Annotated in this window: 14 protein-coding genes and 3 rRNA genes; 6 read left to right on the top strand and 11 right to left on the bottom strand. The window is 68.9% G+C overall.

Annotated features, from left to right (window positions below; all coding sequences use genetic code 11):
- Positions 1 to 2 precede the first annotated feature (2 nt).
- The 4 genes from AC4BDD_RS18380 to AC4BDD_RS18365 are packed head-to-tail and all read left to right on the top strand — an operon-like array spanning position 3 to position 4,264.
- Positions 3 to 695 carry a DUF4129 domain-containing protein gene (locus AC4BDD_RS18380; protein ID WP_490686531.1) on the top strand — a complete coding sequence of 231 codons (693 nt, stop codon included), beginning with the start codon at positions 3 to 5 and terminating at the stop codon, positions 693 to 695.
- On the top strand, positions 695 to 1,954 hold the full coding sequence (locus AC4BDD_RS18375) for a DUF4350 domain-containing protein (RefSeq protein ID WP_490686530.1): 1,260 nt from the start codon (positions 695 to 697) through the stop codon (positions 1,952 to 1,954). Before AC4BDD_RS18380 ends, AC4BDD_RS18375 begins: the two co-directional genes overlap by 1 nt.
- A complete protein-coding gene (locus AC4BDD_RS18370; protein ID WP_490686529.1) occupies positions 1,951 to 2,916 on the top strand; it encodes an AAA family ATPase in 966 nt (321 codons plus the stop codon). Before AC4BDD_RS18375 ends, AC4BDD_RS18370 begins: the two co-directional genes overlap by 4 nt.
- 10 nt (positions 2,917 to 2,926) lie before the next feature.
- Complete coding sequence (locus AC4BDD_RS18365) at positions 2,927 to 4,264, top strand: DUF58 domain-containing protein (RefSeq protein ID WP_490686528.1); 1,338 nt, start codon at positions 2,927 to 2,929, stop codon at positions 4,262 to 4,264.
- Positions 4,265 to 4,369: 105 nt separating this feature from the next.
- On the opposite strand, the gene rrf is transcribed toward AC4BDD_RS18365, so the two are convergent.
- From rrf to AC4BDD_RS18345, 4 genes are all read right to left on the bottom strand, one after another.
- Positions 4,370 to 4,486, bottom strand: a 5S ribosomal RNA gene (rrf, locus tag AC4BDD_RS18360).
- A 78-nt stretch (positions 4,487 to 4,564) separates the two neighbouring features.
- Positions 4,565 to 7,688, bottom strand: a 23S ribosomal RNA gene (locus tag AC4BDD_RS18355).
- A 283-nt stretch (positions 7,689 to 7,971) separates the two neighbouring features.
- Positions 7,972 to 9,499, bottom strand: a 16S ribosomal RNA gene (locus AC4BDD_RS18350).
- Together the 16S, 23S and 5S rRNA genes form the textbook arrangement of a ribosomal RNA operon.
- Before the next feature lie 568 nt (positions 9,500 to 10,067).
- A complete protein-coding gene (locus AC4BDD_RS18345) occupies positions 10,068 to 11,075 on the bottom strand; it encodes a stage II sporulation protein M (protein WP_490686527.1) in 1,008 nt (335 codons plus the stop codon).
- A gap of 168 nt (positions 11,076 to 11,243) precedes the next feature.
- Here AC4BDD_RS18345 and AC4BDD_RS18340 point away from each other — a divergent pair, with 168 nt between their 5' ends.
- Positions 11,244 to 12,362, top strand: a complete 1,119-nt coding sequence (locus tag AC4BDD_RS18340) for an RDD family protein (protein ID WP_490686526.1) — start codon at positions 11,244 to 11,246, stop codon at positions 12,360 to 12,362.
- 154 nt (positions 12,363 to 12,516) lie between these two features.
- On the opposite strand, the gene AC4BDD_RS18335 is transcribed toward AC4BDD_RS18340, so the two are convergent.
- Together AC4BDD_RS18335 and ahcY are read right to left on the bottom strand one after the other, a co-directional pair.
- The gene (locus tag AC4BDD_RS18335; RefSeq protein WP_490686525.1) at positions 12,517 to 13,179 is read right to left on the bottom strand and encodes a hypothetical protein; all 663 of its coding nucleotides are present in this window, start codon (positions 13,177 to 13,179) and stop codon (positions 12,517 to 12,519) included.
- A gap of 105 nt (positions 13,180 to 13,284) precedes the next feature.
- A complete protein-coding gene (gene ahcY / locus AC4BDD_RS18330) occupies positions 13,285 to 14,742 on the bottom strand; it encodes an adenosylhomocysteinase (protein WP_490691834.1) in 1,458 nt (485 codons plus the stop codon).
- A 487-nt stretch (positions 14,743 to 15,229) separates the two neighbouring features.
- Between ahcY and AC4BDD_RS18325 the strand changes: the two genes are divergently transcribed.
- Entirely contained in the window at positions 15,230 to 17,359 is a 2,130-nt protein-coding gene (locus tag AC4BDD_RS18325) for a fructose-specific PTS transporter subunit EIIC (RefSeq protein WP_490686524.1), read from the top strand.
- A gap of 152 nt (positions 17,360 to 17,511) precedes the next feature.
- On the opposite strand, the gene AC4BDD_RS18320 is transcribed toward AC4BDD_RS18325, so the two are convergent.
- From AC4BDD_RS18320 to AC4BDD_RS18300, 5 genes are all read right to left on the bottom strand, one after another.
- A complete protein-coding gene (locus AC4BDD_RS18320) occupies positions 17,512 to 18,453 on the bottom strand; it encodes a cation diffusion facilitator family transporter (protein WP_490686523.1) in 942 nt (313 codons plus the stop codon).
- A gap of 94 nt (positions 18,454 to 18,547) precedes the next feature.
- Positions 18,548 to 19,852, bottom strand: coding sequence for a mannose-6-phosphate isomerase, class I (gene manA / locus AC4BDD_RS18315; protein WP_490686522.1), 1,305 nt, complete (start codon positions 19,850 to 19,852; stop codon positions 18,548 to 18,550).
- Positions 19,853 to 20,044: 192 nt separating this feature from the next.
- The gene (locus AC4BDD_RS18310) at positions 20,045 to 21,373 is read right to left on the bottom strand and encodes an SIS domain-containing protein (protein WP_490686521.1); all 1,329 of its coding nucleotides are present in this window, start codon (positions 21,371 to 21,373) and stop codon (positions 20,045 to 20,047) included.
- 259 nt (positions 21,374 to 21,632) lie between these two features.
- Complete coding sequence (locus AC4BDD_RS18305) at positions 21,633 to 21,815, bottom strand: Trm112 family protein (protein WP_490686520.1); 183 nt, start codon at positions 21,813 to 21,815, stop codon at positions 21,633 to 21,635.
- Positions 21,816 to 22,397: 582 nt separating this feature from the next.
- Positions 22,398 to 23,756, bottom strand: a complete 1,359-nt coding sequence (locus AC4BDD_RS18300) for a phosphomannomutase/phosphoglucomutase (protein ID WP_490686519.1) — start codon at positions 23,754 to 23,756, stop codon at positions 22,398 to 22,400.
- Positions 23,757 to 23,851 lie beyond the last annotated feature (95 nt).

Raw genomic sequence — 23,851 nt, 5'->3', positions numbered from 1 at the left:
GGGTGACCGCACCGGGAGCGACGACCGCGAGGGCCCTGCTGATGCTGCCCACCGCGGATGGCGTACCGGTGACGGACCCCCGCGTCCCCGCCCGCCAAGCGGCCGAGGACGAGCTCTCCAAGCCCCGATACCAGGAGCATGAACCCAACATCGTCCAGCGCGTCTTCGACGCGGTGTGGGACTGGATCAGTGACGTGCTCGACGCCGCTTCCGGGGCCGCTCCCGGGGGCGGCACAGGGCTGGCCGTCATCGTCCTGATCGTCCTTCTGCTCGGCATCGCGCTGCGGCTGCGCCTCGGCCCTCCGCGTCCTGCGGCGAAGGCCGAACCGGGCGCACTGTTCGAGGAACGGACGCTCAGCTCCGCCGAACACCGCGCCGCGGCGGAAGAGCACGCCGCCCACCACCGCTGGAGCGACGCCGTCCAGGAGCGGATGCGGGCCATCGTCCGCTCGCTGGAGGAACGGACTCTGATCGACGTCCGCCCCGGCCGGACTGCCGCGGAGACCGCCGCTGAAGCGGGCCTCGCGATCCCCACCGAGGCCGGCCGGCTGGCCGCGGCCGCTCGCACCTTCGACGGCATCCGGTATGGAGGGCGGCCGGGCAGCGAGCACTCATACGCCCAGCTGTCCGAACTCGACCGCGATCTGCGACGCACCCCGCCGCTCCTCCCCTCCGACGCCACCGGAGGGCGGTGATGGCCACGGCCGCCGCCGACGGCATCCCGGCCCCCACCGCCGCACAGTGGTGGCCCCGCGCCCGGGGGCCGCTGATCGCCCTGGCCGTCCTGCTCGCCGCCGGTCTGCTGTTCGCCGTCGTCCGCTCCGATGAGCGGCACGGCCTGCTCGACCCTCGATCCAGCGACCCGCGCGGAAGCCGGGCCGTCGCCGAACTCCTCAGGGACAGAGGAGTCAGCGTCCGCGTCGTCACCACCGCCCAGGCCGCCGGCACCGCCGCGGGCCCGGACACGACTCTCCTGATCACCGACCCCGACCTGCTCAGCGACCGGCAGCGAGAGGCCCTGCGCCGTCGGCTCGCCCCTTCCGGCGGGCGCACCGTGCTGCTGGCTCCCGGCACCGAGTCCCTCACCGCGCTGGCCCCGGGGGTGGAAGCCCGGACCTCCACTGCCGTGAAGCGGCGCACCCCGGAGTGCGCACTGGCCGCCGCCCGCCGCGCGGGGGACACCGACCTCGGCGGCATCCGCTACACCACCATCCTCCCTGGCGCCGAGGGCTGTTACCCCAGCTCCGGACTCCCCACCCTGCTGCGCCTGCCGGCCGGGCCGGACGGCAGCGGCCCTGGCGACACCGTGCTGCTGGGCGCGCCGGACCTCCTCTTCAACCAGCGCCTCGGCGAGCGGGGCAACGCCTCGCTGGCACTGCAACTCCTCGGATCCCGACCGCATCTGGTCTGGTACCTCCCCTCACTGGACGATGTCTCCGCCGCCGATGGCGACCGGAGCTTCTTCGAACTCATCCCCGCCGGCTGGCGCTGGGGGGCGCTCCAGCTGGGCATCGCGGCCGTACTCGCCGCCGTGTGGCGGGCACGCCGCCTGGGCCCCCTTGTGGTGGAGCCGCTCCCTGTCTCGGTGATGGCCTCCGAGACCATCGAAGGCCACGCCCGCCTCTACCACCGGGCCAATGCCCGCGACCGCGCGGCCGCCGCCCTGCGCTCGGCCACCCGCGTCCGGCTGGCCGGGCTGGTCGGGATCCCCCGATCCCAGGCACACGAGCCCGACTTGCTGACTCCCGCCGTCCACGCCCGGCTGCGCGACCAGGGTGAGGAGGCGAAGCTTCCGACGGTCCCGGCCCTCCTCTTCGGTCCCACCCCGGCGGATGACGCGGAACTCATCAGGCTCGCCGACCAACTCGATGCCCTCGCCCTCGCCATCAGCTCCGGACCGACGCACCGCACACAGCAAGCTCCACTCCCGAGAGACAAGGACAGCACCGCGTGAGCGTCCCGACCGCCGACCGTGCCCGAGCCTCCCTGGAAGCCATCCGAACCGAGATCGGCAAAGCCGTGGTCGGCCAGGACCCCGTCATCACCGGACTGGTCGTCGCACTGCTGTGCCGAGGACATGTCCTCCTGGAAGGAGTGCCGGGCGTGGCCAAGACCCTCATCGTCCGCGCGCTCGCCGCCTCGTTGGAACTCGACAGCAAGCGCGTGCAGTTCACTCCCGACCTGATGCCCAGTGACGTGACGGGTTCTCTGGTCTATGACTCGCGTACAGCGGAGTTCACCTTCCAACCCGGCCCGGTCTTCACCCATCTCCTTCTCGCCGACGAGATCAACCGCACCCCGCCGAAGACACAGGCGTCGCTGCTCGAGGCCATGGAGGAACGTCAGGTCTCGGTCGACGGAATTCCTCGCCCGCTACCTGTGCCGTTCCTTGTCGCCGCAACTCAGAACCCGATCGAATACGAAGGCACGTATCCGCTGCCTGAGGCTCAACTGGACCGCTTTCTCATGAAGCTGACGGTCCCGCTGCCCAGTCGTCAGGACGAGATTGATGTCCTGACTCGTCACGCCGAAGGCTTCAACCCGCACGACCTGGCCACCGCCGGCATTCGCCCTGTGGCGGGTCCTGCCGACCTCGAAGAAGCGCGCCTCGCGGTGGCCGAGACGAGAATTTCCCCTGAGGTCACCGGCTACGTCGTCGATATCTGTCGTGCCACTCGTGAGTCCCCCTCACTCACTCTTGGCGCCTCGCCCCGAGCCGCCACCGCACTGCTTGCCACCTCACGCGCCTGGGCCTGGCTTACCGGCCGCGACTATGTGACGCCCGACGACGTCAAAGCGCTCGCCTTGCCGACCCTGCGGCATCGACTCCAACTCCGGCCCGAAGCCGAGATGGAGGGCATCACCACCGACTCGGTGATCACCGCGCTTCTGCTTCACGTCCCCGTCCCCCGGTGAGGCCGGCACCGTGGCCATCACCGGGCGAGTGGCTTTCCTCGCCGCAGTCAGCGCGCTGATCGTCGGCCTTGTGCTCCCCAGCTGGGCTGGAGTGCTCGCCGTCAATTTCCCCCTGCTGCTAGCAATTCTGTGCGACCTGCTGCTCGCCGCGCCAGTGTCCGGGCTTCGGTTCACCCGTTCTGGTGACACTGTTGTTCGGTTCGATGAGGACGTGCGGCTGGAGGTCACGGTCCACAATCCGACTACTCGGCTTCTCCGTGCCCGGGTCCGCGATGCCTGGCCACCCAGCACGCTGCCCCCGGACACTACGGCTACCGCCCGGCTCAACCAGGATGGCGTCATGTCGCCCCGGCACAAGCTTGCCGTGCCCCCGGGCGAACGCAGGCGTTTCACCACGGTGCTGCGGCCCAGCCGCCGCGGCGACCATCACGCCGACCGCATCTCCGTCCGGTCGTACGGCCCGCTGGGCCTCGCCGCACGCCAGGGCCATCACCGAGTTCCCTGCACTGTCCGGGTGCTGCCGCCGTTCCCCAGCCGTCGGCATCTGCCCGCGAGGCTCGCACGCCTCCGGGAGCTCGACGGCCGGATGAGCAGCCTCACCCGGGGCCAGGGAACCGAGTTCGACAGCCTGCGTACCTATCTGCCGGGTGACGATCCTCGTTCGATCGACTGGCGGGCCACTGCTCGACGCTCGGACCTGGCAATCCGCACCTGGCGGCCAGAACGGGATCGCCGGCTCCTCGTGGTGCTGGACACCGGCCGGACAGCTGCCGCCCGCGTCGGTGATGCCCCGCGACTCGACGCCTCGATGGACGCCGCTCTGCTCCTGGCGGCACTGGCCTCGCGTGCCGGAGACAGAGTGGATCTGATGGCCTACGACCGACGCATCCGGACACTCGTTCAGGGCCGCAATGCCAGGGACATTCTGCCTGCACTGGTGGACGCGCTGTCGCCCGTCGATGCCTCCTTGGTGGAGACCGACGCTCATGGCCTGGTCACGACGGCAATGCGGATCGCATCGTCTGGTTCGCTCATCGTCCTTCTCACGACACTCGACGCACCTGCGCTGGAAGAGGGGTTGCTGCCCGTGATGCCGTTGCTCACCCGACGGAATCGCGTCCTGGTGGGGGCGGTGTCCGATCCCCGGGTGGACGAAATGGCCGAGGCACGGGGAGGTATTGCTCAGATGTACGAGGCCGCTGTCGGCCTGGGGGTGCAAGCCGAGCGGGAGGCGATGAGAGAACGGCTCCGTCGGCACGGCGCCACCGTGGTCGACGCTCCACCGGAGACGTTCGCGCCGGCCTTGGCCGATGCGTATCTCTCCCTCAAACAGACGGGCCGCCTCTGAGACACGGCGGGTCTGGTCGCCGGTAGAGAGCCTATAGAGGCCCGTAAACGCGAGTAAGCCCTGCCAGGAACCAAAGGTCCCCGACAGGGCTTACTCTCACAATTTGTTCGGCGGCGTCCTACTCTCCCACAGGGTCCCCCCTGCAGTACCATCGGCGCTGAAAGGCTTAGCTTCCGGGTTCGGAATGTAACCGGGCGTTTCCCTAACGCAATGACCACCGAAACACTATGAAGATATCGAACTCCAGCCAGCAAAGGCGAATTCGTTACTTCAGAACTAACACAGTGGACGCGAGCAACTGAGGACAAGCCCTCGGCCTATTAGTACCAGTCAACTCCACCGGTTACCCGGCTTCCATATCTGGCCTATCAACCCAGTCGTCTACTGGGAGCCTTACCCTCTCTAGGAGGTGGGAGTCCTCATCTCGAAGCAGGCTTCCCGCTTAGATGCTTTCAGCGGTTATCCCTCCCGAACGTAGCCAACCAGCCATGCCCTTGGCAGAACAACTGGCACACCAGAGGTTCGTCCGTCCCGGTCCTCTCGTACTAGGGACAGCCCTTCTCAAGACTCCTACGCGCACAGCGGATAGGGACCGAACTGTCTCACGACGTTCTAAACCCAGCTCGCGTACCGCTTTAATGGGCGAACAGCCCAACCCTTGGGACCGACTCCAGCCCCAGGATGCGACGAGCCGACATCGAGGTGCCAAACCATCCCGTCGATATGGACTCTTGGGGAAGATCAGCCTGTTATCCCCGGGGTACCTTTTATCCGTTGAGCGACGGCGCTTCCACAAGCCACCGCCGGATCACTAGTCCCGACTTTCGTCCCTGCTCGACCCGTCGGTCTCACAGTCAAGCTCCCTTGTGCACTTACACTCAACACCTGATTGCCAACCAGGCTGAGGGAACCTTTGGGCGCCTCCGTTACCCTTTAGGAGGCAACCGCCCCAGTTAAACTACCCACCAGACACTGTCCCTGATCCGGATCACGGACCCAGGTTAGACATCCAGCACGACCAGAGTGGTATTTCAACGACGACTCCACACACACTGGCGTGCATGCTTCACAGTCTCCCACCTATCCTACACAAGCCGAACCGAACACCAATATCAAGCTATAGTAAAGGTCCCGGGGTCTTTCCGTCCTGCTGCGCGAAACGAGCATCTTTACTCGTAATGCAATTTCACCGGGCCTATGGTTGAGACAGTCGAGAAGTCGTTACGCCATTCGTGCAGGTCGGAACTTACCCGACAAGGAATTTCGCTACCTTAGGATGGTTATAGTTACCACCGCCGTTTACTGGCGCTTAAGTTCTCAGCTTCGCCCCGTCGAAACAGAGCTAACCGGTCCCCTTAACGTTCCAGCACCGGGCAGGCGTCAGTCCGTATACATCGCCTTACGGCTTCGCACGGACCTGTGTTTTTAGTAAACAGTCGCTTCTCGCTGGTCTCTGCGGCCACCCCCAGCTCAGGAAGTAAATTCCATCACCGGAAATGGCCCCCCTTCTCCCGAAGTTACGGGGGCATTTTGCCGAGTTCCTTAACCATAGTTCACCCGAACGCCTCGGTATTCTCTACCTGACCACCTGAGTCGGTTTAGGGTACGGGCCGCCATGAAACTCGCTAGAGGCTTTTCTCGACAGCATAGGATCATCCACTTCACCACAATCGGCTCGGCATCAGGTCTCAGCCTTAACGTGTGACGGATTTGCCTACCACACGGCCTACACCCTTACCCCGGGACAACCACCGCCCGGGCTGGACTACCTTCCTGCGTCACCCCATCGCTTACCTACTACCACCTTGGGTCAGCGGCTCCACCACTCCCCCTCACTCCGAAGAGATCAGAGGCGGCTTCACGGCCTTAGCATTAATGGGCTCGATATTGGGCGTTTCAAAGCGGGTACCGGAATATCAACCGGTTGTCCATCGACTACGCCTGTCGGCCTCGCCTTAGGTCCCGACTTACCCTGGGCAGATCAGCTTGACCCAGGAACCCTTAGTCAATCGGCGCACACGTTTCTCACGTGTGAATCGCTACTCATGCCTGCATTCTCACTCGTGAACCGTCCACAACTACCTTCCGGCACTGCTTCACCCGGCACACGACGCTCCCCTACCCATCACAGTCCCCGTTGGGGGTATGTACTGCAATGACACGACTTCGGCGGTACGCTTGAGCCCCGCTACATTGTCGGCGCGGAATCACTTGACCAGTGAGCTATTACGCACTCTTTCAAGGGTGGCTGCTTCTAAGCCAACCTCCTGGTTGTCTCTGCGACTCCACATCCTTTCCCACTTAGCGTACGCTTAGGGGCCTTAGTCGATGCTCTGGGCTGTTTCCCTCTCGACCATGGAGCTTATCCCCCACAGTCTCACTGCCGCGCTCTCACTTACCGGCATTCGGAGTTTGGCTAAGGTCAGTAACCCGGTAGGGCCCATCGCCTATCCAGTGCTCTACCTCCGGCAAGAAACACACGACGCTGCACCTAAATGCATTTCGGGGAGAACCAGCTATCACGGAGTTTGATTGGCCTTTCACCCCTAACCACAGGTCATCCCCCAGGTTTTCAACCCTGGTGGGTTCGGTCCTCCACGAAGTCTTACCTCCGCTTCAACCTGCCCATGGCTAGATCACTCCGCTTCGGGTCTTGAGCGCGCTACTACATCGCCCTATTCGGACTCGCTTTCGCTACGGCTTCCCCACACGGGTTAACCTCGCAACACACCGCAAACTCGCAGGCTCATTCTTCAAAAGGCACGCAGTCACGACATACAAGCAAGCTTGCATGCGACGCTCCCACGGCTTGTAGGCACACGGTTTCAGGTACTATTTCACTCCGCTCCCGCGGTACTTTTCACCATTCCCTCACGGTACTATCCGCTATCGGTCACCAGGGAATATTTAGGCTTAGCGGGTGGTCCCGCCAGATTCACACGGGATTTCTCGGGCCCCGTGCTACTTGGGAAATAAGCAAGCAAGCCGTACAGATTTCAGCTACGGGGGTCTTACCCTCTACGCCGGACCTTTCGCATGTCCTTCGCCTATCCATACGGTTTCTGACTCGCCCAGCCGCCGGCAGACGACTGAAGCTCACTCCCACAACCCCGCATGCGCAACCCCTGCCGGGTATCACACACATACGGTTTAGCCTCATCCAGTTTCGCTCGCCACTACTCCCGGAATCACGGTTGTTTTCTCTTCCTGCGGGTACTGAGATGTTTCACTTCCCCGCGTTCCCTCCACATACCCTATGTGTTCAGGTATGGGTGACAGCCCATGACGACTGCCGGGTTTCCCCATTCGGACACCCCCGGATCAAAGCTCGGTTGACAGCTCCCCGGGGCCTATCGCGGCCTCCCACGTCCTTCATCGGTTCCTGGTGCCAAGGCATCCACCGTGCGCCCTTAAAAACTTGGCCACAGATGCTCGCGTCCACTGTGCAGTTCTCAAGCAACGACCAGCCACCCATCACCCCCGAACCAAACATCCGGAGTGCACTGGGGCCGGCGTTTGAAGGGCAAGCAAACGCTCGCACCCTCAGACACCCAACAGCGTGCCCGACACCCTCGCAGCCGATGACCTGTGTTCCACGCCGAAGCAGTACTAACAGTCACAACCAACAAGAGTGCCGAGTAGTCAACGTTCCACCCATGAGCTGACCGTGCGAGACATTCGCTCGCAGACGGTGCTGTGCTCCTTAGAAAGGAGGTGATCCAGCCGCACCTTCCGGTACGGCTACCTTGTTACGACTTCGTCCCAATCGCCAGTCCCACCTTCGACGACTCCCTCCCACAAGGGGTTGGGCCACCGGCTTCGGGTGTTACCGACTTTCGTGACGTGACGGGCGGTGTGTACAAGGCCCGGGAACGTATTCACCGCAGCAATGCTGATCTGCGATTACTAGCGACTCCGACTTCATGGGGTCGAGTTGCAGACCCCAATCCGAACTGAGACCGGCTTTTTGAGATTCGCTCCACCTCGCGGTATCGCAGCTCATTGTACCGGCCATTGTAGCACGTGTGCAGCCCAAGACATAAGGGGCATGATGACTTGACGTCGTCCCCACCTTCCTCCGAGTTGACCCCGGCAGTCTCCTGTGAGTCCCCATCACCCCGAAGGGCATGCTGGCAACACAGAACAAGGGTTGCGCTCGTTGCGGGACTTAACCCAACATCTCACGACACGAGCTGACGACAGCCATGCACCACCTGTACACCGACCACAAGGGGGCACCCATCTCTGGATGTTTCCGGTGTATGTCAAGCCTTGGTAAGGTTCTTCGCGTTGCGTCGAATTAAGCCACATGCTCCGCCGCTTGTGCGGGCCCCCGTCAATTCCTTTGAGTTTTAGCCTTGCGGCCGTACTCCCCAGGCGGGGAACTTAATGCGTTAGCTGCGGCACGGACAACGTGGAATGTCGCCCACACCTAGTTCCCAACGTTTACGGCGTGGACTACCAGGGTATCTAATCCTGTTCGCTCCCCACGCTTTCGCTCCTCAGCGTCAGTATCGGCCCAGAGATCCGCCTTCGCCACCGGTGTTCCTCCTGATATCTGCGCATTTCACCGCTACACCAGGAATTCCGATCTCCCCTACCGAACTCTAGCCTGCCCGTATCGAATGCAGACCCGGGGTTAAGCCCCGGGCTTTCACATCCGACGCGACAAGCCGCCTACGAGCTCTTTACGCCCAATAATTCCGGACAACGCTCGCGCCCTACGTATTACCGCGGCTGCTGGCACGTAGTTAGCCGGCGCTTCTTCTGCAGGTACCGTCACTTTCGCTTCTTCCCTGCTGAAAGAGGTTTACAACCCGAAGGCCGTCATCCCTCACGCGGCGTCGCTGCATCAGGCTTTCGCCCATTGTGCAATATTCCCCACTGCTGCCTCCCGTAGGAGTCTGGGCCGTGTCTCAGTCCCAGTGTGGCCGGTCGCCCTCTCAGGCCGGCTACCCGTCGTCGCCTTGGTAGGCCATCACCCCACCAACAAGCTGATAGGCCGCGGGCTCATCCTGCACCGCCGGAGCTTTCCACCACCAACCATGCGGTCAGTGGTCATATCCGGTATTAGACCCCGTTTCCAGGGCTTGTCCCAGAGTGCAGGGCAGATTGCCCACGTGTTACTCACCCGTTCGCCACTAATCCCCCACCGAAGCGGGTTCATCGTTCGACTTGCATGTGTTAAGCACGCCGCCAGCGTTCGTCCTGAGCCAGGATCAAACTCTCCGTGAATGTTTACCGGTAATCCGGTTGCACACTCGCGTTGAGCGGAACCAAGAGGAGGAATAGTCCCCTCGGTTCACAGCGTCCTCGCTGTGTTTTTTCTTCAAAGGAACCTCGTCCCAGACCATCAGGCCCGGAGACGGGGTATCAACATATCTGGCGTTGACTTTTGGCACGCTGTTGAGTTCTCAAGGAACGGACGCTTCCTTCGTACTCACCCTCTCGGGCTTTCCTCCGGGCGCTTCCCTTCGGTGTTTCCAACCTTACCAGATCCGTTTTCCGTTCCGTTCCCGGTCGGAATTCATTTCCGGTGGCCGTTGGAGGGCCTTTGCCTTTCGGCTGTTTCGACTTTATCAGAATCGCTTCCGCCGATCTAATCGGCGCTGCTTTCCCAACTGATTCGAAGATGCTTCGCGGGAATGTCAGTTCCAGAGCGAAGCGACGTAGATGCTAACAGTTGCGAGCCGCTAGGTCTAGCCTCCCGACAACCGTTTAAATCTACCTCCCCCCTCAACCCGTGTCAACAGGTCTTGTGGGGCGAAGAGGAGACTAGCAGCTCAGAGGCGTCCAACGCACATCAGGCGGCGGTGGGCACGGGCGCGCTGCGGTCCGCCGCGGCGATGTCGCCGGACTCCCCGGACCTCGCCGCTCGGCGGCCCACGACGAAGACGTAGCCGAGGAGGGCCAGCTCAGCCGCGATGCCGAGGGCGATCCTGGCCGATGTGGGCAGGCTGGAGGGCGTCACATACGCCTCGATGGCCCCGGCCACGAGGAGCACCGCCGCCAGGCCGATCGCCATACCGAGAGCCGCGCGGCCCTCTTGGGCGAGTGCCGTCCTGCGGGGGCGCGGGCCCGGGTCGATGACCGTCCAGCCGAGCCGGAGGCCGGTGCCGGCGGCGACGAAGACCGCGGTGAGCTCCAGCAGGCCATGGGGCAGGAGCAGGCCGAGGAACGTGTCCAGTCTTCCGGCGGCGGACATCAGGCCGAGGCCGACGCCGAGGTTGAGCATGTTGAGGAAGAGAATCCCCAGCACCGGCAGGCAGAGGAAGGCGCCGAGGACCAGGCAGAGCGCCACGGCCTGGGCGTTGTTCGTCCATACCTGCGCCGCGAACGAGGTGGCGGGATGGCTTGAGTAGTACCTCTCGTACTCGCCGCCCGGCCGGGTGAGGTCCCGGATTTCCTCCGGGGCCGCGATCGACGACTGCACGTCGGGATGGGTGCCGATCCACCAGCCGATCAGGGCGGCGACGGTCAGCGAGAGCAGCGCGGTGGGGACCCACCAGTGGCGGGAGCGGTACATGGCGGCCGGGAAGCCGGCCGCGAAGAAGTGTGCGGCGTCCTGCCAGCCGGCCTTGCGCGGCCCTGTGACCGCGCTCCGGGCCCTGGCCACCAGCGAGGTGAGCGCCCCGGCGGGGTGGGTCTCGGGAGCCATGGTCCGCAGCAGCGAGAGGTGGGTGGCCGCACGCCGGTAGAGGCGGACGAGCTCGTCCGCCTCCGCACCCGTGAGGCGGCGGTGGCGGCGTACCAGCGCGTCCAGCCGCTCCCATTCGGCGCGGTGGGCCGTGACGAAGACATCGAGGTCCATGGCGGCTGCTCCTCGCGGTGGGGGCGAGCACAGTCAGCTTGGCAGACGGACCGGCGGCGGGCAGCGGAGCCACGGGTTCCCGGCGGGCTCCGCCACTTGCCTTGGCGGGGTGCTCAGCGGCGGCGGCAGACTGGGCCGTACGTCGGAGATGGGCGGGAGGCGGCCCGTATGAGCGAGCTCGTCACGGGTGATGCGGTGGTCCTGGGCCTGCGGCCGGCTCGGTTGCCCAGCCGGGCGCTGGCCGTGCTGATCGACCTGGTGGTGGCCTGGCTCGTCTATCTCGCCGTGTCCATGGCGGTGCTGGCCGCGATCGGCTCGCTCGACGAGGCCGCTTCGGCGGCGGTGGCGGTGGCGCTGTTTCTTCTGGTGCTGGTGGGGATTCCGATCGCGGTGGAGACGCTGAGCCAGGGGCGCTCGCTGGGCAAGCTCGTGTGCGGGCTTCGGGTGGTGCGTGACGACGGTGGGCCGATCCGTTTCCGGCACGCGCTGGTGCGCGGGGCGGTGGGGGTGATCGAGATCCTGGCGTCGTTGGGCACGATCGCGTGTATCGCTTCGCTGATCTCCGCGCGGGGGCGGCGTGTCGGCGATGTACTCGCGGGGACCTTGGTGGTCCGGGAGCGGATACCGGCGGCGCGGCCGGTGATGCAGCCGGCGCCACCGCCATGGCTGGCCGGGAGATTCGCCGGTGTGGATCTGTCCGGGGTGCCGGACGGGCTGTGGCTGGAGGTGCGGCAGTACCTGACGCGGATGAGCCAGCTCGATCGGGCCGTGGCGGCCACGATGGCGGAGCGGCTGGCGGCCGAGGTCGCGGCGCGCACGGGGACGGAGCTGCCGGAGGGGACGCCGCCCGCGGCGTTTCTGGCGGCGGTGGCGGGCGAGCGGCGGGAGCGCGACGCTCGGCGGGTCTTCGGTCCCGCGCCGGGCGGGGGTGCGCGGCCCGAAGGCGCGTGGGCCGCCGCCTCGGGCTTCGGCGCGGGCTTCGATGCGGGGTCCGGTGCGGGCTTGGGCACGGGGGGCGGGTTCGGCGCGATGGAAGGCGCGGCACTGGGGTGGGTGCCGGGCGGCGCGGGGGTTTCTGACGCGGGGGTTTCTGCGGGGGACGGGACGAGCGGGGGCAGGGAGGGTTCGGCCGCCGGGGAGGCCGAGGGATCGGCCGAGGGATCGACCGGGGGTGCGGTCGAGGCGGCCGGGGAGGCGCGTCCGGGCGGGGCACCGGCGGCGGACGGGCTGCGGAAGGGACGGCCGGCGGGCTCTCGGGCGGCTACGGGCTTCGTACCGCCGAGCTAGCGGACAGCCCCTGGGGGCGCCGGCCCGCGGCGGGCTCGGGTGGCCGTGAGCGCGGCCGGGTGGTCAGGGGTCTGGCACCGCGCAATCCGGCGGGGGGCCGGCGCCGTGCGGGAAGGTGCGGGCGCGGGCGGGGTGGCGGGCTGCGCGGGCGGGGTCAGGGGAAGGTGGAGGGTGGGGAATCGAGGTCTTCGAGTTCGATCCCGGGGGCCGACAGGACGACGTCGCCGGCGATGTGGATGGTGTGCTGCTCCCCTGTGTCCAGGGCGCTGACCTGGTATTCGTCCACCATCAGGGGGCCGTTGTCAGTGGCGTGTGCTGTCCTGGTGATCAGCGCCCAGGACTGGTCGAGGGTGCGGGGGGCGAGCACGGGGGCGGTGAAGGCGACGAGTCGCACGCGGGTGGCCGGGGCACCGGGGTCAAGCCGAAGCAGTCGGGAGGTGGCGACGAGGAAGGCGGGGGAAGCGCCGGTGAAGGCGTGGGCGGGGACGTTGCCTTCGGTGGCGTGTTCGCCGGTGGGGTCCGTGCGGACCCAGGTGACGCCGTCGAGGGCGGCACCGCGGACCTGCCAGTCCGCGGCCTGGAGTTCCAGACGGAGCGGGCGGCCGAGTTCGTCGAGGGTGAGGTCGACGGAGCCGGTGACGGTGGTTCCGGGGGCCGTGCTGCCGGGGCTGCCGGGGCTGCCGGGGCTGCCGGGGGAAGGGGTGGTGATCTGGGAGACGTAGCGCCAGCCGGACGGGCCGGGGGCGCAGTGGAAGTGCTCTTCTCCGAGGGGGGTGTGGTCGTGCGGATCGTGGAGCGAATAGCGGCCGCGAGGCATGGTGGGGTCCTTGACGGTACAGACGGGACAGGCCCCCGCTGGTGGGGCGGGGGCCTGATACCGACTGCTCAGCGCGCCTGACGGTCGGGGCCGCGGCGCCTGGGCTCAGTAGCGGTAGTGCTCGGACTTGTACGGGCCCTCGACCGGGACGCCGATGTAGTCGGCCTGCTCCTGGCGGAGCGTGGTCAGCTTGGCACCGAGGGCGTCCAGGTGGAGGCGGGCGACCTTCTCGTCCAGGTGCTTGGGGAGCACGTAGACGTCGGTCGGGTAGGACTCGGGCTTGGTGAACAGCTCGATCTGGGCGATGGTCTGGTTCGCGAAGGAGTTGGACATCACGAACGACGGGTGACCGGTGGCGTTGCCCAGGTTGAGCAGGCGGCCCTCGGACAGCACGATGATCGTCTTGCCGTCGGGGAAGGTCCAGGTGTGGACCTGCGGCTTGACCTCGTCCTTGACGATGCCGGGGATCGCGGCGAGGCCGGCCATGTCGATCTCGTTGTCGAAGTGGCCGATGTTCCCGACGATGGCCTGGTGCTTCATCTTGGCCATGTCGGCGGCCATGATGATGTCCTTGTTGCCGGTGGTCGTGACGAAGATGTCAGCGGTCTCGACGACGTCGTCGAGGGTGGCGACCTGGTAGCCGTCCATGGCTGCCTGGAGCGCGCAGATCGGGTCGATCTCGGTGACGATGACGCGGGCGCCCTGGCCGCGCAGCGACTCGGCGCAGCCCTTGCCGACGTCGCCGTAGCCGCAGACGACCGCGACCTTGCCGCCGATGAGGACGTCGGTGGCGCGGTTGATGCCGTCGATCAGCGAGTGGCGGCAGCCGTACTTGTTGTCGAACTTCGACTTGGTGACGGAGTCGTTGACGTTGATCGCCGGGAAGAGCAGCGAGCCCTCACGGTGCATCTCGTAGAGACGGTGCACGCCGGTGGTGGTCTCCTCGGTCACGCCGCGGATCTCGGAGGCGAGCCGGGTCCACTTCTGCGGGCTCTCGGCGAGGGTGCGGTTGAGGAGCTCGAGGATGACGCGGTGCTCGTCGTTCTCCGCGGTCTCCACCGCCGGGGCGGCACCGGCCTTCTCGTACTCGACGCCCTTGTGGACCAGGAGAGTGGCGTCACCGCCGTCGTCCAGGATCATGTTCGGGCCGCCGGTCTCGGTGCCCGGCCAGGTCAGCGCCTGCTCGGTGCACCACCAGTACTCCTCCAGGGTCTCGCCCTTCCAGGCGAAGACCGGGACACCCTGGGGGTTCTCCGGGGTGCCGTTCGGGCCGACGGCGACGGCGGCGGCCGCGTGGTCCTGGGTGGAGAAGATGTTGCAGGAGGCCCAGCGCACCTCGGCGCCGAGCGCGACCAGCGTCTCGATGAGGACGGCGGTCTGGACGGTCATGTGGAGCGAGCCGGTGACGCGGGCGCCGGCGAGCGGCTGAGCGTCGGCGTACTCCGCGCGGATCGCCATGAGGCCGGGCATCTCGTGCTCGGCGAGGCTGATCTCCTTGCGGCCGAAGGCGGCCAGCGACAGGTCTGCGACCTTGAAGTCCTGGCCGGTGGCGGCGGTGGTCATGCGGTTGTCCTCCATGGGTTCGAGCGAGAGTGGTCTCGGCTGGGCATGCGGTAGCGGACTTCGGCGCATGCGAAAACGGCGGCATGCGCGCGTCCGCCACTCACAGGCGCAGTCCGTCGGAGGCCCTCTCTCCCTCGGACGGTCCGCGCATGGGCCGCCCGACCGCCATCAGCAGCGACGTCTGGCTCTGTCACGAATCTACACCGGTGGGCCGAGCGTTCCCCAGCCCGCGGGGTCGATCTTCAGTCGGAATCACAGGCTTCGCGAGCCGTCGGGGAGTGCTTGGGAGGGGCGTGGGGAGTGGATCGGGGGCGATTCGATGGGGATTGGGGGCGGCGAGTCGCTGTGTGGGAGGCGGCGGTCGCCGTGCGGGAGCTTTGCCGCGCGCCGCGGGTGTTGCAGGATGCGGGCTGGCGCGGGGGCCTGCGCACCCTTCGCGCGCTGAGAGCGGTGTCGCGCGCATCGAGAGTCGTAAGGAGAGATCCACGTGACGAGTCCAGCCGATCCCGCCGAGTCCGAGGGGGCCGCGGGGGCCGCGGGGGCCGCGGGGGCCGCGGAGACCACCGGGCCCGTGGGGCAGCGGCCCCTGAAGCTGCTGGCGGTGACCGCCTGCCCGACCGGTATCGCCCACACCTATATGGCCGCCGAGAAGCTGGCCCAGGCCGCGGCGTCGCTCGGTCACAGCATGAAGGTGGAGACGCAAGGCTCGATCGGGGCTGAGAACATCCTGTCTGACAACGATGTCAGCGAGGCGGACGCCATCATCGTCGCCGCGGACAAGGACGTCGACCTCGGTCGTTTCGTCGGCAAGCCGGTGCTGGCTGTCGGTGTCGCGGACGGCATCCACCGCCCGGAGTGGCTGATCGAGCGGGCGAGCGGCGCGCCGGTGCACCGAGCGGGGGCCGGCGGCGATGCGGGGGCGCACGGCGATGCGGCCGGGCGCGATGGGGACGAGCGCGGGAGGGGAGGGCGTGCGGCGGAAGGGCGTGGGACCGGCCGGCCCGGCGCGGGCGGGGAGCGCGGCGCCACCTACAAGGCGCTGATGAACGGCGTCTCGTTCATGATCCCGTTCGTCGTGGTCGGCGGTCTGCTGATCGCCGTGTCGCTGGCGCTCGGCGGTCATACGACGTCGAAGGGGATCGTCATCCCCGAGGACTCCGTGTGGAAGACGGTCAACGACATCGGCGCCATCGGCTTCGAGCTGATGATTCCGATCCTCTCCGGCTACATCGCCTACGCGATCGCGGACCGCCCGGCGCTGGTGCCGGGCATGGTCGGCGGGTGGATAGCGGGCCACGGCGAGCTGTACGACAGCGAGGCGGGCGCGGGCTTCATCGGCGCGATCGTCACCGGCTTCCTCGCCGGCTATCTGGTGCTGTGGATCAAGAAGATCGAGGTGCCCCGGTTCGTCCGGCCGATCATGCCGATCATCGTGATCCCGATCGTGGCGACCTCGGCGCTCGGCCTCTTCTTCGTCTATGTGCTGGGTGAGCCGATCTCCTGGGTGTTCGAGCACCTGACGGACTGGCTCGGCGGGCTCACCGGGACGAGCGCGGCGCTGCTGGGGATCGTCCTCGGGCTGATGATCGCGTTCGACATGGGCGGTCCGGTCAACAAGACGGCGTTCCTCTTCGGGGCGGGACTGGTCTCGAAGAATCCGGAGGTCATGGGCGCGTGTGCGGCGGCGATCCCGGTTCCGCCGCTGGGGCAGGGACTGGCCACGCTGATCCGGCGCCGGCTCTTCGACGACCAGGAGCGGGAGACGGGGCTGGCCGCGCTGTTCATGGGCTTCTTCGGCATCACCGAGGGCGCCATTCCGTTCGCCGCGGCGCGCCCGGCGCTGGTCATCCCGGCCAACATGCTCGGCGGTGCGGCCGCGGGCGCGGTGGCCGGGCTGGCGGCGGTCGAGGACAGCGTGCCGCACGGCGGGCCGATCGTCGCGCTGCTGGGTGCGGTGGGTGGCGTCCCGATGTTCTTCGTGGCGGTGGTGGTCGGTACGGGGGTGACGGCGCTGACGACGGTGGGGCTGATGTCCTGGCGGGAGTCGGGGGCGGGGGCCGCGGTGACCGCTGGGGGTGCGGCGGCTGAGGGTGTGGTGGCCCAGCCGATGGGGGCCCAGCCCGTGCCCGAACCGGCGGTCGCCGCACCTGGGGTGGCCGGGGAGGTGCTGTCGGGGTATCTGACCGGGCGGACGGTCAAGGAGGCGCTGGACGCGGACGGCAAGGAGGCCGCGATCCAGGAGATGGCCGAGCTGCTGGCCGTCAGCGGCAAGGTGACCGATGTGGCGGAGCTGGTCCGGGTCGCCTTCGCCCGCGAGGAGCAGGGCACGACGGGGCTCGGTGAGGGGATCGCGATCCCGCATGCGAAGACGGACGCGGTGACGGCGCCGGTCGTCGGGTTCGCGCGCTCCGCCGAGGGCATCGAGTGGGACTCGCTGGACGGGACGAAGGCGAGGCTCGTCTTCATGATCGCGGTGCCGGAGGCGGCCGCGGGCGACGAGCATCTGCGCATTCTGGCGCTGCTCTCGCGGAAGCTGATGGATGCGGGGTTCCGGGAGCGGTTGCTGGGTGCGGTGGGGGTCGGGGAGGTGTTGGGGGTCTTGGGGGAGATTGGGTAGGGCGTGCGGAACCGGGGCTCCGCCCCGGTTCCGGCCCTCGAGCTCCCCCAGCTACCTCCCCCAGACTTCGTCCGGGGGTGCCCCCAGGACGGGCTGGAAAACCCAGCCCGTCCGAATGATGGGAACAGCCCGTCCGGCGGCTGAGGGGGCTGTCAGGCGTCGGAGGTGGCCGGCTTGGCGGCTTCCGCGCTGAAGATGTCGGGCTCCAGGTAGATGACGCGGGCGATGGGGACGGCCTGGCGGATGCGGGCCTCGGCCTCGTCGATCGCTCGGGCGACCATCTCCGCGGTGTGGTCGTGGGCCACCGCGATCTTGGCGGCGACGAGGAGCTCCTCGGGGCCGAGGTGCAGGGTGCGCATGTGGATCAGGCCGGTGACGGTGTCGCCGTCGACCACCGCCTCGCGGATCTTCTCGACCTGGTCGACATCGGCCGCCTCGCCCAGCAGCAGGGACTTGGTCTCGGCGGCGAGGACCAGGGCGATCAGGACGAGGAGCGCGCCGATGCACATGGTGCCGACGCCGTCCCAGACGCCGTCCCCGGTGATCAGGGCGAGTCCGACGCCGCCGAGGGCGAGGACCAGGCCGACCAGCGCGCCGAGGTCTTCCAGGAGGACGACCGGCAGCTCGGGGGCCTTGGCGCGGCGGACGAACTGCGACCAGGTGAGGTTTCCGCGGATCTCGTTGGACTCCTTGATGGCGGTACGGAAGGAGAAGCTCTCCGCGATGATCGCGAAGACCAGGACGCCGACCGGCCAGTACCAGTGCTCGATGTCGTGCGGGTGCTTGACCTTCTCGTAGCCCTCGTAGAGCGCGAAGACACCACCGATGGTGAACAGCACGATGGAGACGAGGAAGCCGTAGATGTAGCGCTCCCGGCCGTAGCCGAAGGGGTGCTGCTCGGTCGCCTCCCGCTTGGCCTTCTTGCCGCCGAGCAGCAGCAGTCCCTGGTTGCCCGAGTCGGCGAGCGAGTGCACGCCTTCGGCGAGCATCGACGCCGAGCCGCTGACCGCGGCCGCCACGAACTTGGCCACCGCGATGGCCAGGTTGGCGCCCAACGCGGCGACGATCGCCTTGGTTCCGCCTGATGCACTCATGCGAGCCGGGTGTCCCTTCGGTTCATCCGGGAGCTTGACTCCCCCTTTGCCTGTTACGGCGGGACATTGTCGCAGCCCGGTCGGGGGCCTGGCGTCAGGAGCCCACCGTGGCACGGAAGAGAGTGCCGCCGCCGGCCGCCTCGATGTGCTCGACCGCGGGCACGAAGGCGGATTCGCCGCAGGCGAGGGAGAGTTCGGCGCTGCCGTCGGTGGCGCGCAGCCGGATCGTGCCGGAGGCGCAGAGCAGGATCTGCGGGGTGCCGGCGGGCAGCCGGTGCGGGGCGGTGCCCTCGATCAGGACGTAGCGGGAGAGCCGGAACTCGTCGATCGGCGTGACGTACAGCTCCTCGCCGTCGGGGTCGGCCTCGGGGCGCAGCACGCCCGGGGCGCCGCTCTCGAAGCGGACGACGCGCAGCAGTTCGGGGACGTCGACGTGCTTGGGGGTGAGACCGCAGCGCAGCACGTTGTCGGAGTTGGCCATGATCTCCACGCCGAGGCCGCTGATGTAGGCGTGCGGCACGCCGGCGCCGAGGTAGAGCGCTTCGCCGGGCTGCAGTGTCACGTGGTTGAGGAGCATGGCGGCGATCACGCCCGGGTCGCCGGGGAAGTCCCGGGCGAGGGAGGCGTAGGCGGCGTAGTCCCGGGCGTGCCGGCCCACCTTCCCCCGGCTACCTCCCCCAGACTTCGTCCGGGGGTGCCCCCAGGGAGGTGCCCCCAGCCCACCACCGCCCTGCTGCGGAAGGGCTTCGCCCTCTTGGATTCCGGCGGCGAGGCGTTCGGCGGCGTGGCCGACCTGTTCGACCGTCTCGGCCATGGCTTCGCGGTCGGCGGTGAGCACGGCGGTGAGCAGTTCGCGCAGGGCGTCCGATTCGGGATGGGCGTGCAGGATATCGACGTACGGCTTGAGCGAGTCGACGTCGAGGGCGGCCATCAGGTCGGCGGTCTCGACCGGGTCGCGGAAGCCGCACAGCCCGTCGAACGGCGTGAGCGCGCAGATCATTTCGGGCTTGTGGTTGGCGTCCTTGTAGTTGCGGTGCGGGGCGTCGATCGGGACTCCGCGCGCCTCCTCGTCCGCGAAGCCGGCCCTGGCCTGGTCGAGGTCGGGGTGCACCTGGAGGGAGAGCGGCGACCCGGCCGCGAGCACCTTGAACAGGAAGGGCAGCCGCGGGCCGAAGCGCCGAACCGCGTCCGGGCCAAGTTCGCGCTCGGGGTCGGCCTCGATGATGTCGCCGAGGGCGACCGGCCCGGTGCCGCGCTCGACGCGGGACGGTGCTCCCGGGTGCGCGCCCATCCACAGCTCGGCCTGCGGCTCACCGGTGGGCCGGACGCCGAGGAGCTCGGGGATGGCGGTGGTGGAGCCCCAGGCGTAGGGGCGCACGGTGTTGGCGAGGCGGTCCATGGCGGGTCGCTTCCTGCTGTGGGTGAGGCGTGGGGTGAGCGGGACGGGGTGACCGGCGGTGGCGGCGGCCGGTGGCGGTCGCGGCCGGTGACTGTCCTCGCGTGGGGGGCCCGCTGAGGGTCCCCCCGTGCCCGCTGGGGGTCCTCCCATGCCCGCAGGGCGTAGCGGGAGGGTCCGGTCGCGGCCGCCCCGTCATGATCTCTCGGTCGAGGCGAGCGCCAGGTAAACGGCGGCGAAATCCGCGATGGCGAGAAGCTCGGCGGCGGTTTCCAGCGCGGTGCCCTCGGCCGGCGCGAGCTCGCTGACCGGGGTGTCGTGGGCGAGGGCGAGATCGCGGGCGGTGGGCACGGCCGAGATGGCGCTCACCGGCTGGTCGTGGAAGAGGACGATCCGCGCGTGCAGCGCCTCGGGCTCCTCGACCCGGTCCCGGAAGAAGTCGTCCGGGTTCGCGCCGCCGGCGAATGCCCCGGTCAGCAGCGCGCTGTGTGCGGAGAGCGCGACGGGCAGCTCGGCGGCGAGCGCGGGCCGGCCGGCGAGCGCGGCGAGCAGTCCGGCGAAGCGGCGGCCGGCGGCGGACGCCACCGGTCCCTCCGTCCACACCAGCGGGAGCGCCCCGGCGAGTTCGGCCGCCAGGGTCTTGGCCGGGTTGGTGTACGTGGCGATGGCCGGGCCGCAGCGCTCGGCGACCTGGTCCAGCCGGTCCGCGACCTGGGACAGCGCGGCGGGGGACGCGTCCACCAGGCCGATCCGGTCGACGAGTGCGAGCAGCGGGGTGAGCAGGGCCCACAGGGTGCCGGGGAGGGCCGGGCCGGTGATCTCGTCGGGGGCGGTGCCGGTGGGGTCCTCGGTGTGTCCGGCGCCGGTGTGGGCGTGCGGGTGGGCCGCGTGCCCGGCCGCCGCGGCCTCCGGTGCGCCGCCCAGCGCGCCGGTCGCCGTGATGTCGACGGTGCCGGTGACGGCCTGCTCGGCCGGGGTCTCCCCGTCCTCGGTGTCGAAGGGTGTCGGGATGAACGGGCCGGTGTCGTACGGGGCGGCGGCCAGCGGGACGGCGAGGCCGCGCGCCTGGGCGACGGCCTCGGTCAGCGGGGAGCTGGCGGGGCTCACCGCGACGATCGAGCAGCCTCTGCGGTATGCCTGCTCGACCAGTTCGGGGAGGCCTGGTTCGGTGCCGTCCGGCGTCGCGATCAGCACCAGGTCCGCCGAGCCGGCCCAGCCGGGCAGCGTCCAGCGCAGCGCTCCGGGGGCGGGGGCGACGCCGCCGGGGGCGATCAGGGTCACCGGCAGGCTGCCGCCGCTGAGCGCGGCCAGCAGGTCGGCGGTGCAGCTCCCGGCCGCTCCCGGCCCGGCGACCAGCAGCGCGCGGGGGCGGCCGCCCGGCTGGAGGTCCGGGATGCCGGCCTCGGCGGCGTGCCGGGCCGCGGTGCGCACCCGCGCGCCGGACTCCGCGGCGCCGCGCAGCAGTCCGCGGATGTCGGCGCGGGCGAGGGCCTCGGGGGCGTCGAGGAGCGATTCATCGAGCATGGTGCGTCGGCCTCCGATCGCCGTGTGCGGCTCCACGGGGGCTTCGATCCCCGCGGGGGTTCCGGATCCGGGTACCCCGGAATCCAGGCTGCGGACCGGCTCTGCGTCGTCCTGCTGACCGGCTCTGCGTCGTCGGGACGGGCTCCGCCCGGACCGGGCTCCGTCCGGACGGCGGGGCGTCCGGCCGGTTCCGGGCCCGGCCGCCGTTCGGCCGGGCGCGGAGCGCGGCGCCCGGGCGGGGTCAGGTGCCCGGGCGGGGTCAGGCGGGGCGGCGGGCTTCGTCGACGAGCAGCACGGGGATGGAGTCCCGTACCGGGTAGGCGAGACCGCAGCCCTGGCCGGTGCACACCAGCTCGGGGGTCTCCGGCCCCGACTCCTCGCGCAGCGGGGCGTGGCACGCCGGGCAGGCGAGGATCTCCAGAAGACCGGCTTCGAGCGGCATCGGCGGTGTCCCTTCGGGATTGGATTCGGCGTCGTCAGCGTACCGCCGGGCCGCCGGTGGCGCGGCCCGGGCGGTCGACCCGCCACCCGGCCGGTCGCCGCGGACCGCCGGGCGGCGGGGCGGGTCGGGAGGCGGGGTGGGTCGGGAGGCGGGGCGGGTCGGGAGGCGGGGCGGGTCGGGAGGCGGGGTGGGTCGGGAGGCGGGCGCGCGCGACGCGGTGCCGGGTGACGCGCGGGCAGTCGGGCGGCCGGTGGGTCGGGCAGCTCTGCGGCAGGCGCGTGGGCGGCCCTTGCCGCTCGTCCGAGCCGGCCATCCGCCGGTCACCTGCAGGCTGGTGGGCAGGCGCCAGCCCACTTCCGATCATCTCGCCCGGACGCGGCCGGTGCGCGGTGATCGGTGCCGGCGACGCCCCGCAGGTACCGGGGCGTTACGCGCGGGTGGCGCGGCGGCGCCGGGGTGATCGGCGGGCCGGCATCGCGCAGCGGGCCGCGCGCCGACGCCTGAGGCAGTCGGCGCGCGACCGGCGGGTGGACCAGGCGTGCAATGCGTGCGTCGGCGCCGGCGGGCGGCGTCGCGCGGGGGTCAGGCGCGGACGATGGAGAGGACCTCGTCGCGGATGCGGGCGACGGTCTCCGGGTCGCGGGCCTCCACGTTGAGGCGGAGCAGCGGCTCGGTGTTGGAGGCGCGGAGGTTGAACCACCAGTCGGTGGTGGTGACGGTCAGGCCGTCGAGGTCGTCGAGTCGGGCGCCGTCGCGCCCGACGAACGCCGCGCGCACCGCGGCCGCGCGGTCCGCCTGGTCCGCGACGGTGCTGTTGATCTCGCCGGAGGCGGCGTAGCGGTCGTACTGGGCCACCAGCTGCGAGAGCGGTCCGGACTGGCCGCCGAGCGCGGCGAGGACGTGGAGCGCGGCGAGCATGCCGGTGTCGGCGTTCCAGAAGTCGCGGAAGTAGTAGTGGGCGGAGTGCTCGCCACCGAAGATCGCGCCGGTGCGGGCCATCTCGGCCTTGATGAAGGAGTGGCCCACGCGGGTGCGGACGGGCGTGCCGCCGCTCTCCTCGACCACCTCCGGGACGGACCAGGAGGTGATGCAGTTGTGGATGACCGTGCCGCCGGGGTGCTTGCCGAGCTCGCGGGCGGCGACCAGCGCGGTGATCGCGGAAGGCGAGACGGGCTCGCCGCGCTCGTCGACGACGAAGCAGCGGTCGGCGTCGCCGTCGAAGGCGAGGCCGATGTCCGCGCCGGTCTCCCGGACGCGGGCCTGGAGGTCGACCAGGTTCTTCGGGTCGAGGGGGTTGGCCTCGTGGTTGGGGAAGGTGCCGTCGAGCTCGAAGTACATCGCGGTGAGGTCGATGGGCAGCCCGGTGAAGACGGTGGGGACGGTGTGGCCGCCCATGCCGTTGCCCGCGTCCACGACGACCTTCAGCGGCCTGATGGCGGAGAGGTCGACGAGGGACCGCAGGTGGGCCGCGTAGTCGTCGAGGACGTCGCGCTGGGTGATCTCGCCGGGGGTGACGGCCGGGGCGGGCGCGCCGGTGGTGGCCCACTCCTCGACCAGGGCGCGGATCTCGGCGAGCCCGGTGTCCGCGCCGACCGGGGCGGCACCGGCCCGGCACATCTTGATGCCGTTGTACTGCGCCGGGTTGTGGCTGGCCGTGAACATCGCGCCGGGCAGGTCGAGCCGGCCGCTGGCGAAGTAGAGCTGGTCGGTGGAGCACAGGCCGATCTCGGTCACGTGGGTGCCGAGGTTGGCGGCGCCGCGCGCGAAGGCCCGCGACAGGCCGGGCGAGGAGGGACGCATGTCGTGGCCGACGACGATCGCGGCCGCTCCGGTGACGCGCGCGAAGGCGGCACCGAAGAGTTCGGCGAGCGACTCGTCCCACTGGTCCGGGACCACTCCGCGCACGTCGTAAGCCTTCACGATCTGCGACAAGTCGGGCACGGCCCACCCCTTCTGGAGTTCTGGGAGGTATTTCGGAGGTCTTCGGACGCCCCCAACCTACCCGCAGGTGCTGATCGCGAAGGGTGGCTGGGGCG

It is taken from the genome of Streptomyces sp. JLBT605 (assembly GCF_058215555.1).
This window is presented reverse-complemented; position numbering and strand designations above follow the sequence as displayed.